Annotated in this window: 16 protein-coding genes; 5 read left to right on the top strand and 11 right to left on the bottom strand. The window is 70.2% G+C overall.

Annotation, left to right across the window (positions count from 1 at the left end):
* Positions 1 to 156: 156 nt before the first annotated feature.
* The 8 genes from ACRWK8_RS12910 to hisD all read right to left on the bottom strand — a co-directional run bounded on the left by ACRWK8_RS12910 (position 157) and on the right by hisD (position 6,881).
* The gene (locus tag ACRWK8_RS12910) at positions 157 to 1,011 is read right to left on the bottom strand and encodes a peptidoglycan-binding domain-containing protein (RefSeq protein ID WP_378741476.1); all 855 of its coding nucleotides are present in this window, start codon (positions 1,009 to 1,011) and stop codon (positions 157 to 159) included.
* Positions 1,012 to 1,203: 192 nt separating this feature from the next.
* A complete protein-coding gene (hisF, locus tag ACRWK8_RS12905; protein ID WP_378741473.1) occupies positions 1,204 to 1,977 on the bottom strand; it encodes an imidazole glycerol phosphate synthase subunit HisF in 774 nt (257 codons plus the stop codon).
* Positions 1,974 to 2,732 carry a bifunctional 1-(5-phosphoribosyl)-5-((5-phosphoribosylamino)methylideneamino)imidazole-4-carboxamide isomerase/phosphoribosylanthranilate isomerase PriA gene (gene priA / locus ACRWK8_RS12900; protein ID WP_431870429.1) on the bottom strand — a complete coding sequence of 253 codons (759 nt, stop codon included), beginning with the start codon at positions 2,730 to 2,732 and terminating at the stop codon, positions 1,974 to 1,976. Before priA ends, hisF begins: the two co-directional genes overlap by 4 nt.
* A gap of 41 nt (positions 2,733 to 2,773) precedes the next feature.
* Complete coding sequence (gene hisH, locus ACRWK8_RS12895) at positions 2,774 to 3,424, bottom strand: imidazole glycerol phosphate synthase subunit HisH (protein WP_352388633.1); 651 nt, start codon at positions 3,422 to 3,424, stop codon at positions 2,774 to 2,776.
* Between the two features lie 51 nt (positions 3,425 to 3,475).
* The gene (locus ACRWK8_RS12890) at positions 3,476 to 3,637 is read right to left on the bottom strand and encodes a hypothetical protein (protein ID WP_352388635.1); all 162 of its coding nucleotides are present in this window, start codon (positions 3,635 to 3,637) and stop codon (positions 3,476 to 3,478) included.
* Positions 3,638 to 4,231: an imidazoleglycerol-phosphate dehydratase HisB gene (gene hisB, locus ACRWK8_RS12885; protein ID WP_378741468.1), complete on the bottom strand. Its 594-nt coding sequence runs from the start codon at positions 4,229 to 4,231 to the stop codon at positions 3,638 to 3,640.
* 66 nt (positions 4,232 to 4,297) lie between these two features.
* Positions 4,298 to 5,380, bottom strand: coding sequence for a histidinol-phosphate transaminase (locus tag ACRWK8_RS12880; protein ID WP_431870426.1), 1,083 nt, complete (start codon positions 5,378 to 5,380; stop codon positions 4,298 to 4,300).
* A gap of 196 nt (positions 5,381 to 5,576) precedes the next feature.
* Positions 5,577 to 6,881 (bottom strand): histidinol dehydrogenase, encoded by a 1,305-nt coding sequence (gene hisD / locus ACRWK8_RS12875; protein ID WP_378741464.1) that lies wholly within the window; start codon positions 6,879 to 6,881, stop codon positions 5,577 to 5,579.
* Between the two features lie 249 nt (positions 6,882 to 7,130).
* Between hisD and ACRWK8_RS12870 the strand changes: the two genes are divergently transcribed.
* From ACRWK8_RS12870 to ACRWK8_RS12855, 4 genes are all read left to right on the top strand, one after another.
* A complete protein-coding gene (locus ACRWK8_RS12870) occupies positions 7,131 to 7,691 on the top strand; it encodes a ferritin (protein WP_378741462.1) in 561 nt (186 codons plus the stop codon).
* A 97-nt stretch (positions 7,692 to 7,788) separates the two neighbouring features.
* Entirely contained in the window at positions 7,789 to 8,571 is a 783-nt protein-coding gene (locus ACRWK8_RS12865) for an LON peptidase substrate-binding domain-containing protein (RefSeq protein ID WP_378741459.1), read from the top strand.
* Positions 8,572 to 8,693: 122 nt separating this feature from the next.
* Complete coding sequence (gene ybaK / locus ACRWK8_RS12860; protein WP_378741457.1) at positions 8,694 to 9,176, top strand: Cys-tRNA(Pro) deacylase; 483 nt, start codon at positions 8,694 to 8,696, stop codon at positions 9,174 to 9,176.
* 155 nt (positions 9,177 to 9,331) lie between these two features.
* Positions 9,332 to 11,200, top strand: a complete 1,869-nt coding sequence (locus ACRWK8_RS12855; protein WP_431870423.1) for an AMP-dependent synthetase/ligase — start codon at positions 9,332 to 9,334, stop codon at positions 11,198 to 11,200.
* Between the two features lie 25 nt (positions 11,201 to 11,225).
* Here ACRWK8_RS12855 and ACRWK8_RS12850 read toward each other — a convergent pair whose 3' ends face one another.
* Positions 11,226 to 11,855 carry a hypothetical protein gene (locus tag ACRWK8_RS12850; protein WP_378741453.1) on the bottom strand — a complete coding sequence of 210 codons (630 nt, stop codon included), beginning with the start codon at positions 11,853 to 11,855 and terminating at the stop codon, positions 11,226 to 11,228.
* Positions 11,856 to 11,933: 78 nt separating this feature from the next.
* Between ACRWK8_RS12850 and ACRWK8_RS12845 the strand changes: the two genes are divergently transcribed.
* Positions 11,934 to 12,467 (top strand): DinB family protein, encoded by a 534-nt coding sequence (locus ACRWK8_RS12845; protein ID WP_378741450.1) that lies wholly within the window; start codon positions 11,934 to 11,936, stop codon positions 12,465 to 12,467.
* A 61-nt stretch (positions 12,468 to 12,528) separates the two neighbouring features.
* Here ACRWK8_RS12845 and ACRWK8_RS12840 read toward each other — a convergent pair whose 3' ends face one another.
* Positions 12,529 to 13,317, bottom strand: a complete 789-nt coding sequence (locus tag ACRWK8_RS12840) for a PadR family transcriptional regulator (protein ID WP_431870420.1) — start codon at positions 13,315 to 13,317, stop codon at positions 12,529 to 12,531.
* A gap of 160 nt (positions 13,318 to 13,477) precedes the next feature.
* Positions 13,478 to 17,041 carry a DNA polymerase III subunit alpha gene (dnaE, locus tag ACRWK8_RS12835; RefSeq protein ID WP_431870418.1) on the bottom strand — a complete coding sequence of 1,188 codons (3,564 nt, stop codon included), beginning with the start codon at positions 17,039 to 17,041 and terminating at the stop codon, positions 13,478 to 13,480.
* Between the last annotated feature and the right edge of the window lie 102 nt (positions 17,042 to 17,143).

Raw genomic sequence — 17,143 nt, 5'->3', positions numbered from 1 at the left:
CAGCTGCCACCGGATTGTTTCAGCGCGGGACACATCCGTGCTATTCCGTACAACGGGAACTTCCCGGGGGTCCCGGGGTGTACATGCGTCGGGCCCGGTACGCCGCGGGAGGCGTACCGGGCCCGACTCTCGTCACGTCAGGTGGTGCGGTGCGGGCTAGGAGCCGCGCACCGTCTCCAGCTCACGGGCCTGGTCGCCCTCCTCGACGGGAGCGTCCTCGGCCGGGCCCTGCTCGGCGGGACGGCCAGGACCAGCGGGACGACCCGGACCGGCCGGACGCACCTGCTCGGCGGGGCCCTGCTCAGCGGCTTCCTCGGCCGGGGCCTGCTCCGCGGGAGCCTGCTCCGCGGCACCCTCGGCCGGAGCCTGCTCCGCGGCCTCCTCGCCGGGGGCCTGCGCCCTGGAGGAGCAGCTGTCGACACCGGTGATGCTGGCCTTGTAGGTGAGCCAGCCGTAGACGCCGTCGACGCCGATGCACTTCTCGCGCTGGAAGTTGCGGACGGCCTGCTCCGTGGCGGAGTTGTAGCGGCCGTTGACGGTCAGACCGGCGTCGTTCTTCTCGTTGAGCAGCACCTGCACGGCGCGGACGCCGTAGCCCCGGTCGTCGCGCTGGAAGCCGTCGGCGCTGGTCGGGAACAGCTCGTTCCGGATCTTGATCCAGCTCTGTGACTCCAGGACGCCGTTGACGTCGATGCCCTCACGGCGCTCGAAGTCGCGGAGGACACGGTTGAACTCCGACGTGAAGGTCTCGCTCGTGTTGTCCGTGATGTAGCCGAGGTGGTTCAGGAAGTACTGCGCGGCGAGGATGTCGACGCTGGGGCCGGGGTTCTGGAGCGAGTAGTTCGGCCAGACCTGGGCCTGGATCATCTGGATGACCTCGTCCGGCGTGCGCTCGAAGTCGTCGGCCGCGGCGGACGGGGCCATGAGGGCCATGCCGCCGATGGCGATGGCTCCGGCGGTGGCGAGGGAAGCGAACCTGCGAGCGAGGCCGGTGATGACGTGCTTGGACATGATGGGCGACTGTCTCCCTGTCGTGGCTGCTAAGACGCGCTCATGCTCACACGGATCACAGCTTGGTCAACGCCATGACACGCTTTGATTACTGACAGTAATCATTGACACGGTTATGCAGGTCACAGGCCCCGAGCGCACGCGCTCGGGGCCTGTTCTTCGTCATGTCGGCGTGTCGCGACCATCCACCGCCTACCGGACCGGGTATCCGGCCTCACGCAGGCTCCGCTTGACGTCGGCGATGGTGAACTCCCCGAAGTGGAAGACGGTCGCCGCCAGCACCGCGTCCGCGCCCGCGGCGACCGCCGGGACGAAGTGCTCCACCGCGCCCGCCCCGCCCGAGGCGATCAGCGGGACGTCCACCCGCGCGCGCACCGCGCGGATCAGCTCCAGGTCGAAACCCGCCCGGGTGCCGTCGGCGTCCATCGAGTTGAGCAGAATCTCACCGGCCCCCAGCTCGGCGGCCCGCTCACACCACTCCAGAGCGTCGACACCGGCGCTCTCCCGACCGCCGTGCGTGGTGACCTCGAACCCGCTGGGTGTGGGACGACCGCCCTCGCGCACGCGGCGCACGTCGGCGGAGAGCACCAGGACCTGGCGGCCGAAGCGTTCCGCGATCTCCCCGATCAGCTCCGGACGGGCGATCGCGGCGGTGTTCACCCCCACCTTGTCGGCACCGGCGCGCAGCAGCCGGTCCACGTCCTCGGTGGTACGGACCCCTCCCCCGACGGTGAGCGGGATGAACACCTGGTCCGCGGTGCGGCGCACCACGTCGAAGGTGGTCTCGCGGTTGCCGCTGGAGGCGGTGACGTCCAGGAAGGTCAGCTCGTCGGCGCCCCCGGCGTCGTAGGTACCCGCCAGCTCCACCGGGTCACCGGCGTCGCGGAGGTTCTCGAAGTTGACGCCCTTGACGACGCGTCCGGCGTCGACGTCCAGACACGGGATGACTCGGATGGCCAGGCTCACCGATCCGCACCCCGCACCGTGGTCAGGGCGTCCTCCAGGGTGAAGGCGCCCTCGTACAGGGCGGTGCCCATGATGGCGCCCTCCACGCCCAGCGGGACCAGGGAGGAGATCGCCTCCAGGTCGGCGAGGCTGGACACGCCGCCGCTGGCGACCACCGGCTTGTCGGTGCGCTCGCACACGCTGCGCAGCAGGTCCAGGTTGGGGCCCTTGAGGGTGCCGTCCTTGTTGACGTCGGTGACCACGTACCGGGCGCAGCCCTCGGACTCCAGGCGGTCGAGGGTCTCCAGGAGGTCGCCGCCGTCGCGGGTCCAGCCCCGGGCGGCCAGGGTCGTGCCGCGCACGTCCAGGCCGATGGCGATCCGGTCGCCGTGCTCGGCGATGATCCGGGCGCACCACTCCGGGTTCTCCAGGGCGGCGGTGCCGATGTTCACGCGGGTGCAGCCCGTGGCCAGGGCGGCGGCCAGGGACTCGTCGTCGCGGATGCCGCCGGACATCTCGACCTTCACGTCGAGGCGGTCGACGATGGCGCGCAGGAGGTCGCGGTTGTGGCCCCGGCCGAAGGCCGCGTCCAGGTCCACCAGGTGGATCCACTCGGCCCCGGCGTCACGCCAGGCGCGGGCGGCCTCGAAGGGGTCGCCGTACTGGCCGCCGGAGCCGGCCCTGCCCTGGACGAGCTGGACGGCCTGGCCGCCGGACACGTCCACGGCGGGCAGCAGTTCGAGTACGGGGGTCGACGGGGTGTGGTCGCCGGTCATGGTGCCTTCTCGTGCTCGGTTCGGTTCGGGGACATGCGTCGTCACAGCGTGCCGACCCAGTTGGCCAGGACCCGGGCCCCGGCGTCACCGGACTTCTCCGGGTGGAACTGGGTCGCGCTGAGCGGACCGTTCTCCACGGCGGCCACGAAGGGTTCGCCGTGTTCGGACCAGGTCACCCGGGGGCCGCGGATACGGTCGCTGTGACTGACGAACTCCCAGCGGCGGACCGCGTAGGAGTGCACGAAGTAGAAGCGGTCCTCGGGGCCCACCCCCGCGAACAGGCGTGTGTCCTCGGGCGGGGTGACGGTGTTCCAGCCCATGTGGGGGACGACGGGCGCCCGGAGGCGTTCGACCGTGCCGGGCCACTCACCGCAGCCCTCGGTGGCGCGGTCCTCGGCGTGGACGTCGGCCTGTTCGACGCCCCGGTCGAAGAGGACCTGCATGCCCACGCAGATCCCCAGGACGGGGCGGCCCCCGGCCACGCGCCGACCGATGATCCGGTCTCCCCCGGCCGCCCGGAGGCTGGCCATGCAGGCGCTGAAGGCGCCCACCCCGGGGACGACCAGCCCGTCCGCGTCGAGCGCGGCGTGCGGGTCGGAGGTGACGGTGACGTCGGCGCCGGTGCGCTCCATGGCGCGCTGGGCCGAGCGGAGGTTGCCCGACCCGTAGTCGAAGACGACCACACGTGACATTCGAGTGCGTGCCCTTCAGTTGGTGAGGTGAGCGTCCCTGGACGTGGGGGACTAGAAGTAGCCGAGCCGCAGCACGCCGGAGACCACGGCGAGCGCGACGCACCCGGCAAGGACGCCCGCGATGAGGCGGTTCCTCCCCCACAGCGCGTACACGCCGCCGGCGAGGAATCCGCCCAGGACGAGCAGGAACAGGCCCCAGAGGTCGGTGTCCATCTACAGGACGCCCTTGGTGGAGGGCACCCAGTCCACGCGCGGGTCGTTCTCGGTGGCCACGCGCAGTGCGCGGGCGAACGCCTTGAACTGCGCCTCCACGATGTGGTGGGCGTTGCGGCCGTAGGGCACGTGGACGTGCAGGGCCACGCGCGCCTGGGCGACGAACGACTCGAAGATGTGGCGGGTCATGGTCGTGTCGTAGTCGCGGCCGATGACCGGCGCCATGCCCTCGGGCTCGGTGTGCACGAGGTAGGGGCGGCCGGAGACGTCGACGGTGACCTCGGCCAGCGCCTCGTCGAGCGGGACCTTGGCGTCGGCGAAGCGGCGGATGCCCGCGCGGTCGCCGAGGGCCTCGCTGAAGGCCGCGCCCAGGGCGAGGGCCGTGTCCTCCATGGTGTGGTGCGCGTCGATGTGCAGGTCGCCCTCGGTGCGCACGGTGAGATCGAAGAGTCCGTGCTTGGCGAGCTGGTCGAGCATGTGGTCGAAGAATCCGACCCCGGTGGAGACGTCGGCGACGCCCGTGCCGTCCAGGTCGACCTCGACCAGGACCTTGGTTTCCTTGGTTGCGCGTTCGACGCGCCCGATGCGGCTCATGGTGCCTGATCCTTGGTGGTGCTGTGGTGGTGGTGCGGTGCGGTGGTGCCGGGCGGGCCGGCCAGGCTAGCGGCCGGTGACCTTCAGGAGCGCCGCGCGGAAGGCGGCCATCTCCTCGCTGGTGCCGACGGTGACGCGCAGCCAGCCGTCGGGGCCGGTCTCGCGGATGAGGACGTCCTGGTCGAGCAGGTCCCGCCAGACCCGGCTGCGGTCCTCGAACTCACCGAACAGGACGAAGTTGGCGTCCGAGTCCGCGACGGAGAACCCCTGTTCCCGGAGCCAGAGGACGAGCGCGTCGCGTTCGGCGCGGAGGTCGTCGACGGCGCCGAGGAGCTCCTCGGCGTGCTCCAGCGCGGTGAGGGCCACCGTCTGGGTGACGGCGGACAGGTGGTAGGGCAGGCGGACCAGCTGGAGGGCGTCCACCACGGCGGGGTGCGCGGCGAGGTAGCCCACGCGCGCCCCGGCCAGGGCGAAGGCCTTGGACATGGTGCGCGAGACGATCACCCTGGGGTGGTCCGGCAGCAGGGACAGGGCGCTGGGCGTGTTCGCGCGGCGGAACTCGGCGTAGGCCTCGTCGACCACCACGACCCCCGGGGCGGCCCGGGCGACGCGCTCGATGTCGGCCATCTCCAGGGCGGTACCGGTGGGGTTGTTGGGCGAGGTCAGGAAGACGACGCTGGGCCGGTGCTCCTCGATGGCGGCCAGGGCGGCGTCCACGTCGATCCGGAAGTCGGCGTCGCGCGGGACCGGCACCCAGTGCGTCCCGGTCCCCCGGGAGATGATCGGGTGCATCGAGTAGGACGGCTCGAAGCCCATCGCCGTGCGGCCGGGTCCGCCGAAGGCCTGGAGCAGCTGCTGGAGGACCTCGTTGGAGCCGTTGGCCGCCCAGACGTGGGCGGCGGTCAGGCCGTGGCCGAGGTAGGCGGCCAGGCCCTCACGCAGCCGGACCGCGTCCCGGTCGGGGTACCGGTTGAGCCCGAGGGCGGTGTCCGCCACCGCCTCGGCGAGGGCCTTCGCCAGGCGCGGGGAGGGCGCGTGGGGGTTCTCGTTGGTGTTGAGGACCACCGGCACGTCCAGCTGCGGTGCGCCGTAGGCCGAGCGTCCGCGCAGGTCGTCGCGGAGCGGCAGGTCGTTCAGGGTGAAGCTCACTGGGTTCACACTCGTGGTCGGTCGTGGCGGGACGGTCTCCCGGGGCCACTGTGACCACCGTGGTCACAGGGGTCCCCTCCGGTCGCCCCGCCGGGGCGGGCGTCTGACGGCCTCCGGTTCGCTTCGGCCGTTGTTCGGGCGCCGCCGGGGGCGGTCACCCCCGGCTCCTCCCCGGAACTGCTGGAACACCCCCGGGTCAGGGCGTGTTCCCCTCCTCCGTGCGCGCGGCCACGGCCTCACCGTGCGCGGGCAGGTCCTCGGCCTGGGCCAGGGTGATGACGTGATGGGCGACGTCGGCCAGCGCGTCGCGGTCGTACTCGACGACGTGCACCCCGCGCAGGAAGGTCTGCACGCTGAGGCCACCGCTGTGGCAGGCGCAGCCGCCGGTGGGCAGCACGTGGTTGGAGCCCGCCGCGTAGTCACCGAGGGAGACCGGGGAGTGGTCCCCGACGAAGATCGCTCCGGCGTTGCGCACGCGCGCCGCCCGAGCCGGGGCGTCGGCGGTCATGATCTGCAGGTGCTCGGCCGCGTAGGCGTCGACGACCGCCAGCCCCTGCTCGAGGTCGTCCACCAGGACGATGCCGGACTGCGGGCCCGACAGGGCTTCACGGACGCGCTCGCTGTGCTTGGTGGCGGCGACGCGCGCGGCGAGGCGTTCGGTGACCGCCTCGGCCAGGGCCTCGTCCGGGGTCACCAGGACGGAAGCGGCGACGACGTCGTGCTCGGCCTGGCTGATGAGGTCGGCGGCGACGTAGTCGGGGTTGGCGGTGGAGTCCGCGAGGATCGCGATCTCGGTGGGCCCGGCCTCGGCGTCGATGCCGATGACGCCCTTGAGGAGGCGCTTGGCGGCCGCGACCCAGATGTTGCCGGGGCCGGTGACCATGTCGGCGCGCTCGCAGTCGTCGGTGCCGTAGGCGAACATCGCCACCGCCTGGGCGCCACCGACCGCGTACACCTCGTCCACGCCGAGCAGCGCGCAGGCGGCGAGGATGGTCGGGTGGGGCAGCCCACCGAAGTCCTTCTGCGGCGGCGAGGTCACCGCGAGGGAGGCCACGCCCGCCTCCTGGGCGGGGACGACGTTCATGATGACGCTGGACGGGTAGACGGCGCGGCCGCCCGGCACGTAGAGGCCGACGCGGTTGACAGGGATCCACTTCTCCGTGACGGTGCCGCCGGGGACGACCTGGGTGGTGTGGTCCTGGCGGCGCTGCGCGCTGTGCACCTTGCGGGCGCGGCGGATGGACTCCTCCAGCGCGGCGCGCACGGCGGGGTCGAGTTCGACGAGGGCCGCGTCGATGGCGTCCTTGGGGACACGGACGTCGGTGAGCCGCACGCCGTCGAAGCGTTCGGTGAGTTCGACCAGTGCCTCGGTCCCGCGATGGCGGACGTCCTCACAGAGCGGCCGCACGCGCTCGGTGGCGTCGGCCACATCGATTTCGGCGCGCGGAAGGGCGTCGCGCGGGTCGTCCTGGGAGCCTCGGAGGTCGATTCGACTGATCACGGTCCCAGTCTAGGGGGCTCGGCCCAATCCGTGGGTGGCGGAGTCCGGATGATGGACACCACACCCGCGCGACCGGCGCGAACCCGCTTCCCGGACCCGCGCCCCGACGACTCCCCGGACGCGCGAAATAAGCGTCGCCTAAGTTTGGGACACCTTACCTAATTTGATGAAAGAAAGGCTTGCCTCATTCATTGGGGCGCCACTCCGAGGTGTTTCGCAAAACGCTTTTTAATGGGTTATCGTGGGGGCATGACTTCGAACAAGACCGGCGATAGCAGCCATTCCAAGTTCCATCGTCTCCTCATCGACCAGGTGCGGCACGAGTTCACCGCCTCGCACCAGTACGTGGCGATCGCGGCCTGGTTCGACGACCAGGACCTGCCCCAGCTGGCCAGGGTCTTCTACGAGCAGTCCCTGGAGGAGCGCGACCACGCGATGATGATCGTGCGGTACCTGCTCGACAGCGACGTCACCTTCGCCCTTCCCGGCGTGGACGACATCGAGACCGATTTCGCCGTCGCCCGCGACCTGGTCGCCCTGGCCCTGCGCCAGGAACGCGAGGTGACCGACAACTTCCAGCGACTGGCCAGGGTCGCCCGCGACGAGGACGACTACACCGGAGAGCAGTTCCTCCAGTGGTTCATCCAGGAGCAGGTGGAGGAGGTCGCCAAGATGTCGACCCTCCTGAACGTCGTGGACCGCGCCAACGGCAACCTGTTCGACGTGGAGACCTTCGTCGCCCGCGACATGCCGAGCGAGGACAACGGCAGCCAGGGCGCTCCGGGCACCGCGGGCCCCTCGGTCTCCTGACCGGCCGCGCCTCCGGCGCCGTCCGCGCACCCGCCCCGCCCGGGCCGCCCCGGGCGGGGCGCCCGCGTCCGTACCCCGGCGGGGGCATACTGGGACCATGCCAGAGGCGCTGCCGATCTTCCCGCTGAACACCGTGCTGTTCCCCGGTATGACGATCCCACTCCACGTGTTCGAGAACAGGTACCGTCGGCTGGTCTCGGAACTGCTCGGCCCCACCCTGGCCGGGGGCGAGCCGGGTGGCCGGGACCACGGACCCGCGCGCTTCGGGGTCGTCTGGATCGAACTGGGCCAGGAGGTGGCCAGTGAGTCCGGGCAGGGCTCGGGGGGCGCGGACACCGGTGTGCCCAACACCGCCGGGCCCGGGGCGCCGGCCTCCCTTCCGCTGGTGAGCGCGACCGGGTGCACGGCCGTGGTGCGCGACGTGCGCACCTACGAGGACGGCCGCTACGACCTGGTGGTCGAGGGCGGCACGCGGTTCACCATCACCGACCTGTCGGACGTCGACACCGCCTCCACCGACGACTACTCGACGGCGGCGGTCTCCCTTCTGCCCGAGCCCCTGGGGCCGGACGTCGAGGAGCACGCCGACCGGGTGCGGGAACTGTACGAGGTGTACGAGCGGCGGCTGGCGGACATCGGCATGGCGTCGGAGACCGCGGGCGACCTGCCGCGCGACCCGATCGCGTTGTCGTACACCGTGGCGATCTCGGTGGTGCTGGACTCGGCGGAGAAGCAGCGTCTGCTGGAGGCCGAGGACGCGGCGACCCGGCTGGCGGTGGCCGCGCGCTTCCTGCGCAGGGAGAACCGGATCGTGGCCGCGCCGGACCTGCCCAACCTCCCCGCGGGCCCGTTCCTCGACAACGGGGTCTCCTTCAACTAGGGCGCCGTCTCAGGGGATCCTCCCCCTGACGGGGACACCCCCGTCACCTGGTGCGGTGTCCCGTGTACGGAGGAGTAGCCTGCCCTGAGGTGGAAGTACGAAGTGGAAGGCCCAGGTGACCCATGAGTGGAAGATCCACGCCCGCGACGGTGGCCGCCAGCAGGACCAAGACCACCTACACGTTGCACCCCTATGAGGTGAACGGGGGCGAGGGCCACTCCTATGGCGCGGACGCCGCCGACGCGATCGGGGTACCGCACGAGCAGGTGTTCAAGACGCTGGTGGCCGAGGTGGACGGCGTGTTCACCGTCGGGGTGGTGCCCGTGAGCGCGTCGCTGGACCTGAAGGCGCTGGCGGCCGCGGTCGGCGGCAAGCGGGCGACGATGGCCGATCCGGTCCGGGCGGAGAAGATCACCGGGTACGTGCGTGGCGGCATCAGCCCGTTGGGGCAACGCAAGCGGCTGCGGACGGTGATCGACTCCTCGGTGGCGGAGCTGCGTGCGGTGTACGTCTCCGCCGGGCGGCGGGGACTCCAGATGGAGCTGACCCCCAAGGACCTCATCGCCCTGACGGAGGCCTCCCTCGCCCCCATCGGGACGGACTGAACGACCCAGGGCGCCGGGGCGGCCCGGAGCGGGCGAAGAGGAGTCGTCGCCCCGTGCTCGGCCCCGGAATCCGCTGGGTCACAGGGGTCCGTGGACCGGCACACATTCGCGTACGGAGTGTTGCCCGCCCCCCTACCCAGGGGTAGCTTTGTGACATGGGCAACACTTCATCCCCCTATCGGTCCGTTCCCGACATGTTCGTCTCCCGCGTCGCCGAATCCGGCGACCGGGAGGCGTTCACCTACCCGGTCCCCTCCCCCGCCGGTGGCGGCGAGAAGTGGGAGTCCCTGACCTGGAACCAGACCCGTGACCGTGTTCGCGCCCTGACGCTGGGCCTGCACTCCCTGGGTCTGACCTCCCAGGCCCGGTGCGCGATCGCGTCGAGCACCCGCGTCGAGTGGGTCCTGGCCGACCTCGCGATCCTGTGCGCGGGCGGCGCCTCCACCACGATCTACCCCTCCTCCGGCCCGCCCGACTGCGCGTTCATCGTGTCCGACTCCGGCAGCATGGTGGCCTTCGCCGAGAACGACGAGCAGGTCGCCAAACTCCTGGAGCAGCGCGGCGCCATGCCCGGACTGTCCCGGGTCATCGCCTTCGAGGGGGCGGCCGGGGGCGACGACGACTGGGTGATGAGCCTGTCCGAACTGGAGGAGGTCGGCGCGGGCCTGCACGCCGAGCGGCCCGATCTCTTCGACACGTTGGTCTCCTCCGTCCGCGCCGACCACCTGGCGACGCTGATCTACACCTCCGGCACCACCGGCCGCCCCAAGGGGGTGCGCCTGGACCACGCCAACTGGCTCTACGAGGCCGAGGCGCTGCGGGTCATGGGCGACGAGATGCGCGCCCAGGGCTGGGAGATGCTCGACGCCGACGACGTCCAGTACCTGTGGCTGCCCCTGGCCCACAGCTTCGGCAAGGTCATGCAGGTCGCCCAGTTGCGGCTCGGGTTCACGACCGCCGTCGACGGCCGCGTGGACCGGATCGTCGACAACCTCGCCGTCGTGCGGCCCACCTTCATGGCCGCCGCCCCGCGCATCTTCGAGAAGGTGTTCAACCGGGTCGTCATGCAGGCCAAGGAGGGAGGCGCCGCCAAGTACCGGATCTTCCGGTGGGCCGTCGGCGTGGGAGACCAGGTGGCCCGGCTGAGGGAGGAGGGCCGGGAGCCCGGCGGACTGCTCGCCGCCCGGTACCGGGTGGCCGACCGCCTCGTGTTCGCCAAGCTGCGTGCCCGGTTCGGTGACCGGCTGAAGTTCTTCGTGTCCGGCAGCGCGCCCCTGGCCCCCGAGATCGGCCGGTTCTTCTACGGCGCCGGGATCACCATCCTGGAGGGCTACGGCCTGACCGAGACCTCGGCGGGGGCCTTCCTCAACCGACCGGGTGACGTGCGCTTCGGCTCGGTGGGGCTGCCCCTGCCCGGGACGGAGGTGCGGATCGCGGAGGACGGCGAGGTCCTGTTGCGCGGCGGAAGCGTGATGCGCGGCTACCACAACCTGTCCGGAGCCACCCAGGAGGTCCTCGACGAGGACGGCTGGTTCGCCACTGGTGACATCGGCGCCCTGGAGAACGGCCGTCTGCGGATCACCGACCGCAAGAAGGAACTCATCAAGACCTCGGGCGGCAAGTACGTGGCTCCGCAGAGCATCGAGAGTCGGTTCAAGTCCCTGTGCCCCTACGTGGGCAACCTGGTGGTGCACGGTGACCGTCGGCCCTACTGCGTGGCCCTGGTGACCCTCGACGCTGAGGCGATCGAGGTCTGGGCCGAGGCCAACGGCCTGGGCGCGCTGAACTACCTCGGGCTGACCAGGGAACCCAAGGTGCGGGCCATGCTTCAGGAGGCCATCGACGAGCTCAACCGCGGCCTGCCCCGGCACGAGTCCGTCAAGGACTTCGCCATCCTGCCGAACGAGCTCACGGTGGAGCAGGGCGAGATCACACCGAGCCTGAAGATGCGCCGCAGAGCCGTGGAGGAGCGGTACCGGGACCTGCTCGACGGCATGTACGAGGACTCCGTGCAGACCCTGTGAGCGCCGCCGGGCGCGGCGGACGCCCTCAGCCGAGTCCGGCGGTCCCCGCTCCTCCCTGACGGGGGTCGCCGGTCAGGGGGACGACACCCTCGGCGGGGATCCGGTCCCGGACAGGTTCGGGCACGCCGGGCTGGTCGCCGCGCATCAGGCTGAAGGCGTCCAACAGCCCGTACTGGAGGACGTGCACGAAGGGCCACACGACCAGGAACGCGACGGCTTGGAGCTGGAGGGCCGCGACCACCGTGCCACCGGGGTCGGTGGCCAGCACGGCCTCCCGGGCCGGAGCGTCCAGAGCGACGCCGATCCGCCAGACCAGCAGGGACGCGGCGGCCGCGCCGAGCGTGCTCGCGACGAGTCCGACCATCCGCAGGTCCTGGAACCGGCGCCGGGCCAGGGAGAACTGGACCATGTACGCGGCGTAGCCGGTGACGAGCCCGGCCAGCGCGGTGATGACGACGAAGTAGCCCTCCCCCGCGAAGACCTCCTCGGAGGCGCCGGTGAAGACCCCGCCGTCCGGCAGGACCACCACCTCGGGCCGCGGGGCGAGCCACCACCACAACGGGGCCAGGAGGGCGCCCAGCAGCGCCGTACCCCCGAGGAAGGCCACGCCCACGACCAGGCCGCGTACCGGCGCGCCACCGCTCTGTTCCGCCATCAACCGCTCCTCATCATCGCCACCCGGCCCCGCCGAAAACCAGTGGATACCGGACATGGCCCGAAGGAGAATACCGCCATGAGCGACAAGAGCAGCCTCCACGGCCTCCCCGAGCGTGTCGATGCTCCCACAGCGGCCGACGAGCGCACGATGCTCCTGGCCTGGTTGGACTGGCACCGCGCCACGGTGCACCGCAAGTGCGCGGGTCTGGCCGCCGACCTCTCCTCGTCGGCGCCGCTGCCGGGGTCACCGATGACCACCATCGGCGGGATCGTCTCCCACCTCCGCTGGATGGAGGCGTTCTGGTTCGAGGTGGTGATGCTCAACCAGCCCGACCTGGCGCCGTACACGGTCGAGGACCCGGACGCCGAGTTCAGGGTGGGGGCGCGAAGGCCCCTGGAGGAGCTCCTCCCCGAGTACGCCGCGCAGTGCGAGCGTTCCCGGGAGATCACCTCCCACCTGGAGCTCGGCAACTCCGCCCGCCGCGTGCTGAGGGAACGCGACCGGGTGACCCTGCGCTGGGTGGTCCTGCACATGATCGAGGAGACCGCCCGGCACAACGGACACCTGGACGTCCTCCGGGAGCTGGCCGACGGCGCCACCGGCCAGTAGCCCTCCGGCGTGCGCGGGCCCGGGACGGTACTCACCGCCCCGGGCCCGACGACCGCGCGGATCAGTCCTGGTCGTCACCGTCCTCGGAGGAGGGGGCCTCCTCCTCGTCGGCGAGGATCAGGTACAGACCGCGTTTGGTCTCGGCCAGCAGGCGCTTGGCCCGCTCCAGCTGCTCCGGGGTCCCGGCCTGGGCGACCTGGGACGCGGCGGCCGAGAGCTGGTAGGCCAGGGCTCCGATCTCCTCGTAGCGGGACCTGGCGTCGGCGTGCGCGTCCGCTCCCGCCTCCCACGGCGGGGTGAGGTCGGCGCCGTTCTCCTCCAGGTAGGCGATGCCCTCGTCGGTGAGCTGGTAGGGGCGGCGGCGCCCCTCCCCCTCGACCTGCGCGACCAGGCCCTCGTCCTCCAGTTGCTGGAGCATGGGGTAGACGGAGCCGGGGCTGGGGCGCCAAGCGCCGCCGCTGCGCTCGCGTCCCTCGCGGATGATCTCGTATCCGCTGCGCGTCTCCTCCGCCAGGAGCATGAGGATGCCGGTGCGGACGTCGCCGCGCCGGGCGCGGCTGCCTCCCCTGCGGGGCCCGTGCCCGCCCCCGAAGGGGAAGCCCGGACCGAACGGTGCCCCCGGGCCCGCGGGACCGAAGTGCCCGCCCGGGGACCCTCCCCACGGAGGGGGCGGCGACCCGGGTGGGCCGGGCGGGGGCGGCGGGTGGCCGAATCCGTCCCGTCGCGGGCCCTGGTGCTCGTCGTGGTGTGCGTTCGGGATGTCTGTGGGGCGCGGGGCCCAGGGCAGCCGGGGACGCTCGGTGCGTCGCCCGCCCCAGGGCCAGGGGCCGGGAAGTGCCATCGCGGTCATGTCGTTCTCCTTGGTAGCGATTGATGTTGATCGTTCACGACTGTCACTCCGTGATCCGATAGCTCAAAGATATATCGCTAAATGGCTCAAGGCAAGAGTGGAGACACAAAGATCCCCGTGTGCGGTGCCGCACACGGGGATCCTGGAGGTGGTCGACCGGTCAGTAGTCGACCGCGTACGCCCCCAGCAGGCTCTTCATCTCACCGTTGAACTCAGGCGAGATCCGCACCGAGTAGCGGTCCACCGCGTAGATCCGGGAGCGCACCGGGTTGTCCACCCGGATCCGCACGGGGGTGTCCCCCTTGTGCGTGCTCAGCACCTGACGGAGATCGTCCACGAGCTCGGAGTTCAGCCGGTCCTCGGCCACGGTGAGCAGTACCGGCGGTTCGCCCTCGGTGACGTGGGAGATGTCGAGGATGGACATCTCGGAGGCGAACATCGACCAGGTGCCGTCCCGGTCGTTGAGCCGCCCCTTGACCGTGACCGCCGTGTCCTCCAGCAGCGCCTCCACGTACAGCGGATACGTCTTGGGGAAGAACAGCACCTCCATGCTGGCGTCCAGGTCCTCCACCGTGGCGATGGCCCACTGGTTGCCCGCCTTGTTGGTGCGCTTGTCCACCTTGGAGATCAACCCCGAGATCCGCACCTCACCGCGCTCGCGCGCCAGCTCGCCGGCGACGATCTGCGCGATCGAGGTGTCGCGCGACCGCGCCAGCACCCGCTCGGCCCCGGCCAGGGGGTGGCTGGACACGTACAGACCCAGCATCTCCCGCTCGAACGCCAGCTTCGTCTTGCGGTCCCACTCCTCCTCGCCCCACTGGATGTTCAACCCGATCGGCGTGGAGTCGCCGTCGTCGTCACCACCGCCGAACAGGTCGAACTGGCCGTGCGCCTCCTGCTTCTTGGAGCTGATCATCCCGTCCACCGCCACCTCGTGGTGCCGGTACAGCTCGCGCCGGGGCTGGCCCAGCGAGTCGAAGCCGCCCGCCTTGATCAACGACTCGATCACGCGCTTGTTGCACGCCGCCAGCTCGATCTTGGACAGGAAGTCGGTGAAGGACGAGTACTTGCCCTTCTCCGTGCGGGTCTTGACGATCGAGTTCACCACGTTCGCGCCCACGTTGCGCACGGCGCCCATGCCGAAGCGGATGTCCTTGCCGACCGGGGTGAAGCGCAGACCGGACTCGTTGACGTCCGGCGGGAGCACCTTGATGTGCTGGGCCCGGCACTCGGCCAGGTACACCGCCATCTTGTCCTTGTCGTCACTGACCGAGGTCAACAGCGCGGCCATGTAGGCGGCCGGATAGTTGGCCTTGAGGTACGCGGTCCAGTAGGAGACCAGCGCGTACCCGGCGGCGTGCGACTTGTTGAAGGCGTAGCCCGCGAAGGGAAGCATGACGTCCCACAGGGCCTGGATGGCCTCCTGCGAGAAGCCGCGCTTCTTCGCCCCGGGGAAGAACTTGGCCTCCTCTTCTTCCAGGGCCTCCTTCTTCTTCTTACCCATGGCGCGACGCATCAGGTCGGCGCCGCCGAGCGTGTACCCGGCCAACTGCTGAGCGATCGCCATGATCTGCTCCTGGTAGACCAGCAGGTGGAAGGTCTCTCCCAGGATCGGTTCCAGGGCGTCCTTGAGCTCCGGATGGATCGGAGTGATCTCCTGGCGACCGTTCGAACGGTCGGCGTAGTCGTTGTGTGCGTTGGCCGCCATCGGGCCCGGTCGGTACAGGGAGAGAACAGCCGCGATGTCACCGAACTTCTTCGGCTCCATGCGCTTGAGGAGGTTGCGCATGGCGCCGCCGTCCAGCTGGAACACGCCCAGGGTGTCACCCCGAGAGAGCAGCTGGTAGGTCTTCCTGTCGTCCAGCGGCAGCTGAGCGAGATCGATGTCGACCCCCTCGGCCTCCTTGATGCTCTTGACCGCGTCGTCCATGATCGTGAGGTTGCGCAGGCCCAGGAAGTCCATCTTGAGCAGACCCATGTCCTCGCACTGAGGGTAGGGAAAGCCGGTGATGATGGCGCCGTCGGAGTCACGCTTGTGCAGCGGAATGACGTCGAGCAGAGGTTCCTTGGACAGGATGACGCCCGCCGCGTGCACACCGGTGCCCCGGGTCAGGCCCTCGATACCCCGCGCGGTCTCCATGACCTTGGCTACCTGAGGGTCGTTGTCGACCAGGCCCCGGAGCTCGGTGGTCTCGCCGTACCGCTCGTTCTCGGTGTTGAACACCGCGTCGAGCGCGATCTCCTTGCCACCCACCGCCGCGGGGAAGGCCTTGGTGATCTGGTCACCCACCGAGTAGGGCATACCCAGGATCCGGGTGGAGTCCTTCACGGCCGCTTTGGCCTTGATGGTGCCGAAGGTGAGGATCTGCGCCACCCGCTCCTCGCCGTACAACTGGGTGACGTAGTCGATCATCTCGCCGCGCCGACGCTCGTCGAAGTCCAGGTCGACATCGGGCATGGTCACACGCTCGGGGTTGAGGAACCGCTCGAACAGCAGACCGTGTTCCAAGGGGTCCAGGTCGGTGATACCCAGAACGTAGGCGATCATCGAGCCGGCCGCCGAACCACGGCCCGGCCCCAGGGCGATCCCGGTCTTGCGGGCGTGCTGACAGATGTCGGAGACCACCAGGAAGTAGGCGGGGAAGCCCATCTCGTTGATGATGCCGAGTTCGAACTCCACCCGACGGCGGACGTCGTCACCCGCACCGTCCGGGTAACGGGTCGGGAGCAGCCGTTCGACCTCCTTTGCCAGCCAGGAGGCCTGGGTCTCACCTTCCGGGATGGGGAACTCCGGCATGAGGTCGCGATGGGCGAAGACCTCGTCATAGGCCCCGGCCTCGACCCGCTCGGCGATGAGCAGGGTGTTCTTGCAGCCCTGCGCCCACTCGTCGAAGTTGAGCAGGCCGCGCATTTCGTCGGCGGTCTTGAGGTAGTAGCCCGAACCGTTGAACCGGAAACGCGTGGGGTCGTCCAGGTTCTTGCCCACGCCCACCGCCAGCAGGGCGTCATGCGCCGCGGACTGGGACTCGTAGACGTAGTGCGAGTCATTGGTGACCAGCGGAGGGATGTCCAGCTCACGGCCGACCTTGAGCAGGCCGTCGCGGACCTCCTTCTCGATCGGAACGCCGTGGTCCATCAGCTCCAGGAAGACGTTCTCCCTGCCGAAGATGTCCTGGAGCCCGGCCGCGTACTCGATCGCTTCCTTCTCCTGCCCCAACCTCAGCCGTGTCTGCACACCGCCGGAGGGGCAGCCGGTCGAGACGATGATGCCCTCGTTGTACTGCTGCATGAGCTCGAGGTCCATGCGGGGCTTCATGTAGTAGCCCTCGGCCGAAGCCAGGGACGACATCCGGAAGAGGTTGCGCAGACCCTGCGCGTTCCGCGCGAGCATGGTCATGTGCAGGTACCGGCCGCCACCGGAGATGTCCTTGCCGCCTTCCGCCGAGGCGTCGTCGGAGGTGTTGGAGCGCCCCCAGAAGACCCGCTTCTTGTGGAAGCGCGACTCGGGCGCGACGTAGGCCTCGATCCCGATGATCGGTTTGACGCCCGACCCCTTGGACTGCTGGTAGAACTCGTAGGCCCCGAACATGTTGCCGTGGTCGGTCATGGCCACGGCTGGCATCCCCAACCGCCCGGCCTCCTTGAAGAGAGGCTTCAGCTTCGCCGCACCGTCGAGCATCGAGTACTCGGTGTGGACGTGCAGATGTGCGAAGGAGTCGGCCATGACGCGGGTGCCCCCAGGCGGGTAGACGGACGGGTGGTGTCCCCTGAGCCTACGACTTCCCCACGACTTTCGCGGACGCCCTGTGGACAGGTGAGCCCCACC

Source organism: Nocardiopsis eucommiae (assembly GCF_965344335.1).
GTDB classification, from domain to species: domain Bacteria; phylum Actinomycetota; class Actinomycetes; order Streptosporangiales; family Streptosporangiaceae; genus Nocardiopsis; species Nocardiopsis eucommiae.
This window is presented reverse-complemented; position numbering and strand designations above follow the sequence as displayed.

What these genes read in the sequence shown, in the direction of transcription:
- ACRWK8_RS12910 (WP_378741476.1), bottom strand. Translation starts at nt 1,011, where the DNA reads ATGTCCAAGCACGTCATCACCGGCCTCGCTCGCAGGTTCGCTTCCCTC.
- priA (WP_431870429.1), bottom strand. Translation starts at nt 2,732, where the DNA reads ATGACCGGCGACCACACCCCGTCGACCCCCGTACTCGAACTGCTGCCC.
- hisH (WP_352388633.1), bottom strand. Translation starts at nt 3,424, where the DNA reads ATGTCACGTGTGGTCGTCTTCGACTACGGGTCGGGCAACCTCCGCTCG.
- ACRWK8_RS12890 (WP_352388635.1), bottom strand. Translation starts at nt 3,637, where the DNA reads ATGGACACCGACCTCTGGGGCCTGTTCCTGCTCGTCCTGGGCGGATTC.
- hisB (WP_378741468.1), bottom strand. Translation starts at nt 4,231, where the DNA reads ATGAGCCGCATCGGGCGCGTCGAACGCGCAACCAAGGAAACCAAGGTC.
- ACRWK8_RS12870 (WP_378741462.1), top strand. Translation starts at nt 7,131, where the DNA reads ATGACTTCGAACAAGACCGGCGATAGCAGCCATTCCAAGTTCCATCGT.
- ACRWK8_RS12865 (WP_378741459.1), top strand. Translation starts at nt 7,789, where the DNA reads ATGCCAGAGGCGCTGCCGATCTTCCCGCTGAACACCGTGCTGTTCCCC.
- ybaK (WP_378741457.1), top strand. Translation starts at nt 8,694, where the DNA reads ATGAGTGGAAGATCCACGCCCGCGACGGTGGCCGCCAGCAGGACCAAG.
- ACRWK8_RS12855 (WP_431870423.1), top strand. Translation starts at nt 9,332, where the DNA reads ATGGGCAACACTTCATCCCCCTATCGGTCCGTTCCCGACATGTTCGTC.
- ACRWK8_RS12850 (WP_378741453.1), bottom strand. Translation starts at nt 11,855, where the DNA reads ATGGCGGAACAGAGCGGTGGCGCGCCGGTACGCGGCCTGGTCGTGGGC.
- ACRWK8_RS12845 (WP_378741450.1), top strand. Translation starts at nt 11,934, where the DNA reads ATGAGCGACAAGAGCAGCCTCCACGGCCTCCCCGAGCGTGTCGATGCT.
- ACRWK8_RS12840 (WP_431870420.1), bottom strand. Translation starts at nt 13,317, where the DNA reads ATGACCGCGATGGCACTTCCCGGCCCCTGGCCCTGGGGCGGGCGACGC.
- dnaE (WP_431870418.1), bottom strand. Translation starts at nt 17,041, where the DNA reads ATGGCCGACTCCTTCGCACATCTGCACGTCCACACCGAGTACTCGATG.